Annotated in this window: 8 protein-coding genes and 1 pseudogene; 5 read left to right on the forward strand and 4 right to left on the reverse strand. The window is 72.7% G+C overall.

Annotation, left to right across the window (positions count from 1 at the left end; all coding sequences use genetic code 11):
• The first annotated feature begins 88 nt into the window (after nt 1–88).
• Nucleotides 89–577: a G/U mismatch-specific DNA glycosylase gene (gene mug / locus ACFW2Y_RS32945; RefSeq protein ID WP_384886546.1), complete on the forward strand. Its 489-nt coding sequence runs from the start codon at nt 89–91 to the stop codon at nt 575–577.
• A 130-nt stretch (nt 578–707) separates the two neighbouring features.
• The gene (locus ACFW2Y_RS32950) at nt 708–1,865 is read left to right on the forward strand and encodes an ROK family transcriptional regulator (protein ID WP_384886531.1); all 1,158 of its coding nucleotides are present in this window, start codon (nt 708–710) and stop codon (nt 1,863–1,865) included.
• Between the two features lie 44 nt (nt 1,866–1,909).
• Here ACFW2Y_RS32950 and ACFW2Y_RS32955 read toward each other — a convergent pair whose 3' ends face one another.
• Both ACFW2Y_RS32955 and ACFW2Y_RS32960 read right to left on the reverse strand, forming a co-directional pair.
• Nucleotides 1,910–2,650 (reverse strand): GntR family transcriptional regulator, encoded by a 741-nt coding sequence (locus ACFW2Y_RS32955; protein WP_384886534.1) that lies wholly within the window; start codon nt 2,648–2,650, stop codon nt 1,910–1,912.
• Nucleotides 2,651–2,907: 257 nt separating this feature from the next.
• Nucleotides 2,908–3,915: an RNA polymerase sigma-70 factor gene (locus ACFW2Y_RS32960; RefSeq protein ID WP_384886537.1), complete on the reverse strand. Its 1,008-nt coding sequence runs from the start codon at nt 3,913–3,915 to the stop codon at nt 2,908–2,910.
• Between the two features lie 123 nt (nt 3,916–4,038).
• On the opposite strand from ACFW2Y_RS32960, the gene ACFW2Y_RS32965 reads away from it, so the two are divergent.
• On the forward strand, nt 4,039–4,869 hold the full coding sequence (locus ACFW2Y_RS32965) for an alpha/beta fold hydrolase (protein ID WP_384886540.1): 831 nt from the start codon (nt 4,039–4,041) through the stop codon (nt 4,867–4,869).
• Nucleotides 4,870–4,917: 48 nt separating this feature from the next.
• Here the strand turns inward: ACFW2Y_RS32965 and ACFW2Y_RS32970 are convergent.
• Nucleotides 4,918–5,811: pseudogene (locus tag ACFW2Y_RS32970) on the reverse strand (DMT family transporter); the annotation flags it as partial.
• A gap of 131 nt (nt 5,812–5,942) precedes the next feature.
• Nucleotides 5,943–7,493, reverse strand: a complete 1,551-nt coding sequence (locus ACFW2Y_RS32975) for a serine hydrolase (protein WP_384886543.1) — start codon at nt 7,491–7,493, stop codon at nt 5,943–5,945.
• A gap of 92 nt (nt 7,494–7,585) precedes the next feature.
• On the opposite strand from ACFW2Y_RS32975, the gene ACFW2Y_RS32980 reads away from it, so the two are divergent.
• Both ACFW2Y_RS32980 and ACFW2Y_RS32985 read left to right on the forward strand, forming a co-directional pair.
• Entirely contained in the window at nt 7,586–7,918 is a 333-nt protein-coding gene (locus tag ACFW2Y_RS32980) for a hypothetical protein (RefSeq protein WP_384886549.1), read from the forward strand.
• A gap of 137 nt (nt 7,919–8,055) precedes the next feature.
• Nucleotides 8,056–8,580, forward strand: a 525-nt coding sequence (locus ACFW2Y_RS32985) for a hypothetical protein (RefSeq protein WP_384886552.1), incomplete at its 3' end; no start/stop codon positions are given.

An 8,580-nucleotide genomic window follows, 5' to 3' on the forward strand; every position in this document is an offset into this window, starting at 1 on the left:
CCGCGCGGGGGGGTATCCTATTCCGGGTCCGCCGGGGTCCCCCGGTGGGGTTTTGGTGGCCGCCGGGTCGCGCTGGGGCCGGTTTGGGGTGGGGGGCGGCCTCTCCGTGCTCTTCTGCGGGATCAATCCGGGTTTGACGACGGCGGCGACGGGCCACCACTTCGCCCGTCCGGGCAACCGCTTCTGGCCGGTGCTGCACCGGTCCGGCTTCACTCCGCGGCAACTGCGGCCGGACGAACAGGAGGAGCTCCTGGGGTACGGCCTGGGCATCACCAACGTGGTGGCACGGGCGACCGCACGGGCCGACGAGCTGAGCCGCGAGGAGTACCGCGAGGGCGGGCGGCTGCTCGTGGAGAAGGTGGAACGGCTGGCACCCCGTTGGCTCGCGGTCGTCGGTGTCACCGCCTACCGCACGGCCTTCGGCGAGCCGAAGGCCGTCATCGGGCCGCAGGAACGCACGATCGGATCGACCCGGATCTGGGTGCTGCCCAATCCCAGCGGCCTCAACGCCCACTGGACCGCGGAGACGATGGCGGAGGAGTACGCCCGGCTCAGGGCGGCGGCCGGGGCCTCCTAGGCGCATCGCTCCGTGGGGTTGGGGACGCGGAGGGGACCATCGGCGCAGGTCCGCCGTGGGGGCGGCGCTCGCCGCGGCCGGAGCCATTGAGTACCATCCGCTTGACGGGTGCACGAGCTGGGAGGACACGGTGGGGCGGCTGACCGGCGGGGATCCGTCTCTGCTGCGGCGGATCAACTCCGCGGTGGTACTCCACGCCCTGCGGGGTGCCGATGCACCCACGCTCACGGACCTGACCCGGATCACGGGCCTGTCCCGACCCACGGTCGAGGGGGTCGTCGAAGGACTGATGGAGGGCGGACTCGTCGTCGAGTCGGCGCCCGAGGAGGGCGAGGCGCGTCGGCAGGGACGTCCGGCGCGGAGGTTTCGCTTCCGCGCGGAGGCCGGCCATCTGCTCGGCATCGAAATCGGTCCGCACCGGGTGGCCGCCCTGCTCTCGGGCTTGGACGGCCGGATCATCGGTGCAGGGTCCCGCGAGGTGTCGGAGACGGCTCCCGAGGACGAGCGCCTGGACCGGGTGCGTGCGGTCGTGGCCGACGTCCTGCGCAGGACCGGGGTCGCCCGGTCCAACCTGCGGGCCGTCGGCGTCGGCACGCCCGGCATCGTGGAGGCGGACGGCACGGTGCGGCTCGGCACGGCGCTGCCCGGTTGGACCGGCTTGGCGCTCGGCGAACGGCTGCGGCGCTCCTTCCGCTGCCCGGTGATCGTGGAGAACGATGCGAACGCAGCGGCCGTCGCAGAGCACTGGAAGGGCGCCGCGACCGACTCCGACGACATCGTCTTCGTCCTGGCCGGGCTGAGCCCCGGAGCCGGCTCGCTGATCGGCGGTCGGCTGCACCGTGGCTTCGGCGGAGCCGCCGGGGAGATCGGGGCGCTGCACCTGCTCGGCCGGGGCGCCGCCCCCGAGCACCTGCTCTCCACCACGGACGAGCCGCTGCACCCGTTGGACGAGCAGGCGGTCGCGGAGGTCTTCGCCCTTGCCCGCAAGGGCGACGCGCGCGCCCAGGCGGCGGTGGAGCGGTTCATCCAGCGGCTGGTGCACGACGTGGCGGCCCTGGTCCTCGCCATCGACCCGGAACTGGTGGTCGTCGGAGGATGGGCGGCCGGTCTCGACGGGGTGCTCCAGCCGCTCCGCGAAGAGCTGGCGCGGTTCTGCCTGCGGCCCCCTCGGGTGGTGCTGTCACTGCTCGGTGAGGCGGCGGTGGGCACGGGAGCGCTGCGGCTCGCCCTCGATCACGTCGAGGAACAGCTCTTCGCGGTCGACGGCACGGTGACGGCCCGCCGCTAGGTGTCCCTGCGACGGGCCGGATGCGTGGGGCGTGCGGTCGGGCGCTACGAAGCCATGACCAGGTCGATCGAGTCACCGAAGGTGAGGCGGCAGGTGTCGGCGCGGTAGGTGGCCACGGAGACGGCGGCGGTGCGGCCGGCGGAGAGGTAGCGGGTCGTCACGACGAGGACGGGCGCGCCCGGGAGCCGGTCGAGCTCCTTGGCATCGTCGGCGCGGGCGGAGCCGAGCTCCACGGCGCGGTCCTGACCGTCAAGGGCCAGGTGCTGGAGTTCGCGGAGCACGGCGCGGGCACGGGCGGGTCCGGCGGGGGAGTCGATCGCGCTGAGACCCGGCACGGAGCCGGTCGGCACGTAGAGCAGTTCCGCGGCGACCGGCTGGCCCTGGCTGATGCGGAGGCGGCGGACGACGTGCACCTGCTCGTCGGCGCCGACCTCCAAGGCGCGGGCGACCGCGGCCGGGGCCGTGTCGGCGGCGGAGTCCTGGGCCTGCCAGGCGTCGTCGGCGACACCGGGCCAGAGGTGCTGGGTGGTGGAGACGTCCACGCCGACGCGCGGCGGGGCGACGGTGGTGCCGACGCCGCGGCGCCGCTGCAGGCGGCCTTCGAGCTCCAGCTGCTCCAGGGCCTGGCGGAGCGTGGCGCGGGCGACGCCGAAGCGCGCCGCGAGCTCGCGCTCGTTGGGGAGGATCTCCCCGACGGCGAAGTCCGAGTCGAGCGCCTCGCCGATCACTGTCTTGAGGTGCTGGTACTTCGGTTCCGGTACCGATGTCAGCTGCGTGGTCCCCACCCTGATCCTCCGCAATTCGCCGTGTCCCGCGGCGTTTCCGCGCCCTTGTTTATTAAAGGTTCCTGCACTAACTCTGCGACCATAAGGCGAGCCACCCCCTTGGTCAAGACCAATCCTCTGCCGAACGCCCCCGAATGTGACCCTCTGACCTAGATCGTTCACAGGACGTTCGCACCCCTGTGGGCGCCGCGCAGCAAAAGGCCCCGCCTCCCCGAAGGGCAGACGGGGCGGGTTCCGGCCGCTTGGCGCGTTCGCCCTCAGGTTCCGGCGAGGAGGGAGAGGTCCTGGAGTTTGTCGGGGTTCCGCACGATGTGGACGCACTGGACGAGTCCGTCGCGCACCTCCACCTGGAAGGCGGTGTCGGGCCTTCCGTCGACGAGGAGGAGCACGGCGGGTGCGCCGTTGAGCTCCAGGAAGCGCACTGTGCACCCGACCCAAGCGGTCTGGACGACGGCGACGAGGAAACGGCCCACCCTGTCGGCGGTCTCGATGGTCCGCAGCGGCGCCTTCGCCTTGCCGCCGCTGTCCCCGACGAGCCGCACGTCCGGGGCGAGGAGGGCGAGGAGCTCGTCGAGGTCGCCTCCGGTCGCGGCGGCGAGGAAGCGCTCGGTGAGCTCGCGACGCTCGACCGGGTCGACGTCGTAGCGGGGCCTTCGCTCGTCGACGTGACGTCGGGCACGCCCGGCGAGCTGGCGGACGGCCGCCTCCGAGCGGTCGAGGGCGGCGGCGATCTCCCCGTACGGGAAGCCGAACGCCTCGCGCAGCACGAAGACGGCCCGCTCCAGCGGGGAGAGGGATTCGAGCACCACCAGGAGCGCGAGGGAGACGGAGTCGGCGAGCAGGGCGCGCTCGGCGCCGTCGGGCGCGGCGGAACCGAAGTCGGTGATGACGGGTTCGGGGAGCCACGGACCGACGTAGGACTCCCGGCGGGCCTGCACGTGCCGGAGCCGGTCCAGGGCGAGCCGCGTGGTGATCCGCATGAGGAAGGCGCGGGGCTGGTGAACGCCGGACCGGTCGCCGGCGGTCCAGCGCAGCCAGCTCTCCTGAACGACGTCCTCGGCGTCGGCGGCGCGACCGAGCATCCGGTAGGCGACGCCGAGGAGCACCGGACGGTGTTCTTCGAAGACTTCGGTGAGCCCTTCGGTCGGAACCGCAGCGGGCTCGGCGACTCCTCCGGAGGCCTGGGCGGCCTCGGGGGCGACAACCTGCTCCGCGGCCCCTTCGGTGGTCGAGATATCAGTGGACACCGGTCCATCCCAGTCCATGCCACTGCTCCTGTCCACTTTCCGGCCCCTGCCTTGAACTCTCGGCTACTGGGCGGTAATTGTTGCTGACCAACCGTCTAAGAACCTCTTCCCGCCGGTGCTCACGGAAAGCCGAGGAATGGCATGGCCGCACGGACCGCGTTCACGATCGACACCCCCACGGGTCCCCGCACCACGTCCCTGGCATACGAGCGTCGGGGTGCGGGTGAGCCACTGCTGCTGCTCCACGGCATCGGACACCACTGGCAGGCCTGGGAGCCGGTCCTCGACGTCCTCGCCGCCGAGCGCGAGGTGATCGCCGTCGACCTGCCCGGCTTCGGGGAGTCCGAGGGGTTGCCGGAAGGGGTCCCCTACGACCTTTCCACGGTCGTGCCCGTGCTGGGCGCCTTCTGCGAGGCCGTCGGCTTCGCACGCCCGCACGTGGTGGGGAACTCATTGGGCGGACTGCTCGCCCTGGAGCTCGGCCGGGCGGAGCTGGCGCGCTCGGTGACCGCGCTCTCCCCCGCGGGCTTCTGGTCGGAAGCCGAGCGGCGGTACGCCTTCGGGACGCTGCGGGCCATGCGCGGCGCGGCCCTGTCGCTGCCCGTGCCGGTCATCGAGCGGCTGTCCCGCACCGCACCCGGGCGCGCCGTGCTCACCAGCACCATCTACGCCCGGCCGGGCCGCAGGTCACCGGAGGCCGTCGTCGCCGAGACGCTCGCGCTGCGCGGGGCCACCGGCTTCCACCAGACCTTGGCCGCGGGTCGGACCGCCCTCTTCCGCGAGGTCATCCCCTCCGTCCCGGTCACCGTGGCCTGGGGCAGTCGCGACCGGCTGCTGCTGCGCCGCCAGGGGATCCGCGCCAAGCAGGTGCTGCCCGGTGCGCGTCTGGTGCGGCTGCCCGGCTGCGGTCACGTGCCGATGAACGACGACCCGGCTCTGGTCGCACGCGTGGTCTTGGACGGCAGTCGCTGAGTCCGGCCGGGGCCTCCGCGCGAACAGGCCGGTGCCCAGTGCCGCGCCGGCGCCCACGAGGAGACCGCCGGCCGCCTGGGGCACGCCGAAGCCGGCACCACCGACGAGGGCGGCGCTGAGCGCGGCGGCGATGGGAACGGCCCCCGTGTAGAGGGTGGCGCGCTCCATGCCGATCCGTTGGACTCCCATGTAGAACAGGACGAAGCCGACGACCGTGGCCAGGACGGCCTGCCAGACCAGGGCTCCGGTTTCCTCGATCGTCGGCGTCCGGACGAAGTCGGCACCGTCCACGACCAGGCCGAGGACGGCGGCCTCGACGGCGCCGACCCCGCAGACGGCAGCCGTCAGCGCCTTCGGCCCGAGCAACCTGAGGACCGGTACGGCGAGGACCGTGAAGCCGACCTCGCCGGCGAGCGCCGCCAGCGACCAGCCGATCCCGGCCGGATCGGTCCGCCCCCAGCCCTGCACGACGAAGGCGCCGGCAGCCACGAGCAGCGCGCCGTGCAGCACGGCGGGGGCCGGCCTGCGCCCCTCGACCAGTGGCACCAGAACGGCGACGACGACCGGTGCGCAGCCCACCAGAACGCCGGGCACCGCGGGCTCTGCGGTGCGTTCCGCGGCGAGGACGGCGAGGTTGAAGCCGACCATGCCGACGGCCGCGAGGACGGCGAGCCGCACCCAATGACGGACGGTCAGCCGTCGGAGCGGGGCGAGCCCGCGGCGGCCGAGCAGCGGAAGCAGCAGGAGACAGGCGGCACCGTACCGGAGCGCCTGACCGCCCGCGTACGGGTAGGCGCCGAGCAGGCTGTTGGCGGTGAAGGAGGCACCGACCAGGGCGTAGGCGAGGGTCACCAGCAGGACCCCGCGCAGGGCGTTGGCGTTCATGACCGTGACGCTAGAAAACCGGGCGGTCCCGATGAAGGTCCACTTCCACGACGCCATCGGGGACCACTTCCGAGGCGCCGGATGCCCTCCGGTGGGCCCCGTGGGCGTTCAGCACCGTGCGCGACGGGTGCCCGCGGCGGGCACGGCCGGCACGGCGGGGCACCGGTCCGGTTCCGGCGGAGGGCCCGTCAACTCCCCCCGCTGCTCCGGGTGAACGTGCCGAGCCCCCGGGCGTCCAGGTATTCGACGGTGAAGGACTTCCCGTCCGGGGCGAAGGTGACCCCGGTGCGGCCGACGGCGTTCTCGCCGGCGGTCTCGAAGCTGAAGGTGTCGCCCACGTAGTGCGTCAGCGGGTACGTCCGGGGCTTCGGTCCCAGACGGAGCACCAGGGCCCCGTCCGGACCGGCAACGACCTCGGCGGGCCCGTAGTAGTTGCTGGAGTAGGTGCCGGCGTAGACGTCGGGCGCCTTCGCGGGCGCGGCGTCCGACGGCGGGTGGGCGTAGTCGGTGTCCGAGCGGCCCTCGTTGGCCTGCTGCTGGTACACCGCGTCCACCAGGGGGATCCAGTCGCGGCTGACCTCACCGGTCTGCGCGATGTCGAAGAAGTCGAGCGCGACGGCGTCGGCGACCCCGACCGGCGAGGCGTTGGTGAGGACGACGATGCCGAGCTGCTCGCCGGGCAGCATCGTGACGTTGGTGTGCGCGCCCTGTGCGAACGCTCCCGTGTGGGACAGCCGGAGGCGTCCCTCGTCGTCGTAACCGACGTTCCAGCCCAAGCCGTAGAAGCCGGTCCGACCGGCCGGAGCCCGGGGCGGCCCGGTCACGGACTCGGGCCAGTGGGTGCGCTCCAGGGCGTCGGCCTCGACGATCTGCCGGCCGTCCAGTGCGCCGTTGGCGAGCTGGAGCTTCAGCCAGGTCGCCATGTCCCGGGCGGTGGAGCTGACGCCACCGGCGGGGGACTGTGCGTCCGGGTCCCGCACGAACTGCGGCTTCCACGCGCCGTCGACCTTGACGTGTCCCCAGGCACGGTCTGGTGCCTGCTCGAAGTCCTCGAAGCGCGAGCTGGTGGAGTTCATGCCGGCCGGCTTGTAGAGGACGTCGGCGGCGAGCTTCTCCCAGGGCACGCCCTTCTCCTCGGCCACGGCTTGGGCGGCGGCCGTCAGGCCGAAGTTGGTGTAGGCGTAACTGGCGCGGAACGGGGCGAGGGGTTCGTCACGCAGGTGGGACAGGACGTACGCGCGGTCGTAACCGAGGTCTTCGAGCAGGTCCCCCGCGTGGTCGGGGAGGCCGCTGCGGTGCGAGAAGAGGTCGGCGACCGTCACGTGGGAGGTGACCCACGGGTCCTTGAGCCGGAAGTCCGGCAGGTTCGGGGCCACCGGCTTGGTCCAGCCCTCGACGCCCACGGCCCCGGAGACGACGGTGGAGGCGATCGGCTTGGAGACGGAGGCGAGCTGGAAGACGGTGTCGGCGTCGACGGCTGCGCTCTCGCCGGCCTTTCGCACGCCGTACCCCTTCAGGTGGACCACCTTTCCGTCGTGGACCACCGCGACGGCCACGCCCGGCACACCGGTGCGCTTCATGGCGTCCCGGACCACGCCGTCCAGGCGGTCGACGGCTCGGGCCACGTCCGCGTCGTCGAGTTGGGGCGGGGGCTCGGCGGGCGGCGGTGAGGGCCCGGGGGCGGCAGCTCCCAGGAGTGCCGCCAGTCCCGCCGCGGCAAGCCATCGAACGGTGCTCACCCCTCCATTCAACGGCCTGTACCGGCCGCTGTCGCGCGGGAGCGGAAGGTGCGACGGTAGGTGTCCGGGGGAACGCCGACGGTACGGTGGCGGTGACGAAGGTCCCCTTCCTCGCCGAGGGAAAGCTGAATGTCTCCGTCGGCCTGAACGGCTCGTGGGCCTGGACCGACATCGACACCAAGACGACGTCCGACACCCAGACGATCACGGCGACGTGGGAGGTCAAGAAGGGGATGAGCACGGGGCTTTCCCCCAGCGGTGTGCTGACGTCCTACCAGACGACCTACCATCACCGTGACGGTCGCACGACCACGAAGACATGGGGGACATTCGACGTGACGGTTTGGAAGCCCGTGTACTACTCCGCGATTCCGACGAACAGGGTGCCGCTCGCGGCAAAGCCCGTCACCGGGATCCGAGAGTGAGGCGGCGGTCCGTCCCGGCGGCCTCGGCGCTTCTGGCGCTCGTTCTGCTCCTCGGGTGCGGAGCGAAGGGCGGCAGCCGGTTGCCCGCCGCATCCCCGGCGACACCGCCCGCCCCGTCGGTGCCCTCCACCGACAGAGTGGCGGAGATCCGGGCGGCCATGCTCGCCCGGGCGGGCGGCGCCGGCGAGGCGCCCTCCGGGGCGCCCGTCTCCGACGTCACCCAGGACCGCGGCGCGGTGACCTTGATGTGGGAGACCGCCGAGGGGCACCTGTGCTTCGCGCAGGCGCCGGTCTCAGGCGGGTCGGACGTCCGCCTGTGCGCCGACCCGGAGCGGATCTCGCCCGCGGCCGGCAGCCGTGTGGCGAAGGCGTACGGGACCCTGACGACCCCCGCAGGCTGGGGGATCGTACTCCTGGCGGAACGCGGGGTCCGGGTGGCGTCCGTCCACTTCGCCGGGAAACCGGTCGAGTGGGTGCCCGTCAGGACGCTGGCGCCCGAACACTCGGGGCGGAACGTCTACTACCTCACGTTCCCGGAGTACCCCGTGGGGAAGCTCTCGGTGCTGCTCGACGCCGTACTCACCGGCCGGAACGGTGGCGAGGACGTTGCCGAACGGATCCGTCTCGCCCCGGAACACCTTGCGGCCCGAACCGTCCGTGAC

This window comes from Streptomyces sp. NPDC058877, assembly GCF_042742855.1.
In the GTDB taxonomy this organism is placed as follows: domain Bacteria; phylum Actinomycetota; class Actinomycetes; order Streptomycetales; family Streptomycetaceae; genus Streptomyces.